A 1,263-nucleotide genomic window follows, 5' to 3' on the forward strand; every position below is an offset into this window, starting at 1 on the left:
GGGGGTTGTCCAAAATCCATGCACGAAAATAAGTGATGTCATGATACTACTCCTTGATCGCGTATTTTCGTCATGCACGCCTTTGAATTCAAGCTATTAAATCATCGAAAAACGGTCACACGAGCCCCATTTCAGTGCAGATTCTTTATTTCCTCTAGGAACCTCCTCCTCATAGGTGTCGGTCTACGATACTGACTACGCCATAAGGGGCGAGCAGTGTATTTTGATCTGTTGGAGGATAAGGCTTTTTGCGGCAGTTGAGTGTGAGAACTCTACATCAACACCAGCTAGCTTCGTGCTCCGGATTTTTCAAAAGCTCCTCAACATTAGCGTGCAGTACCCGATACCCAACATTACCGTATAGTACTTGTCGATTGTTGTTCATAACAAAACTTGGGCTTCCCGCGATATTTTGTTGGCTCGCCTTTCGATAGTCAGAGAGTAGCATTGCTAACGCTGTGCCGTTATCTATGCTCGTTCTTAGTCGGTTGACCTCCAGCCCGTGTTGTTTTGCGATCTCCAGCAAAACGGGTATCTGAGATATATCTAACGCTTGCATAAAGAAAGCTTGCCTTAGCGTCAAAGCGAAGGCCTTTGCCTTGTCTTGTCCATAGCTGAGTGAAATCGCTTTGATAAACATATGTGCATTAGCAGAAGTGCTTGGTCGAACTTCTGTCCAGAGACGGTCGTTAACTGTCGCATTGTCGTATGGTTGCACTGCATGCATTACGTGTTGAGCAAATCCTTCATAACTGCCTCGCTCCGTCCATTGCAGCTCTATTCTCTTAGCGACGTCACCAAAAAGATCAATGTAATAGTGGTTGATGGCAATCTGGTCACCAAATTGTTCATGTAGTTCGTCCAGTCGACGCTGAGCAATCCAAGCCCAGACGCAAAGCAGATCAGTGTAGTAGTCGATTACAATCGGGGGGCTCATAAAATCTCTACCTCGTTTTACTGAGAATGTACGGTTTGAATTAATTGTCTGCTTGTGCGGACAAGACTTGATCAAGAGCGCAGGTAATGACTATTACGTTGGTATAGCCCACTCTTTGAAGTTGCTCGGCGGCCAGTGTCGCACGTGCTCCAGTGGAACAATGAATATAGATCGGCGTGTCTGCTGAGCAAGCGTGCTCTCCAATTTTCATTTCAATTACGCCGCGAGGAATATTGACGGACTTGGGAGCGCTTACTTCAGCTACTTCACCAGGTTCCCTGACATCAATGATGATCGCCTTCTTAGGAAGGTCATTCAGGCATTCA

2 protein-coding genes are annotated in these 1,263 nt (G+C 46.1%); both read right to left on the reverse strand.

The features are described from left to right. Positions 1-277: 277 nt before the first annotated feature. On the reverse strand, positions 278-937 hold the full coding sequence (locus A3750_RS09715; RefSeq protein ID WP_068451630.1) for a DsbA family protein: 660 nt from the start codon (positions 935-937) through the stop codon (positions 278-280). Positions 938-977: 40 nt separating this feature from the next. After that, positions 978-1,263: rhodanese-like domain-containing protein (locus A3750_RS09720; RefSeq protein WP_068548218.1), on the reverse strand; the 286-nt coding region annotated here is incomplete at its 5' end.

Source organism: Oleiphilus sp. HI0079 (genome assembly GCF_001635105.1).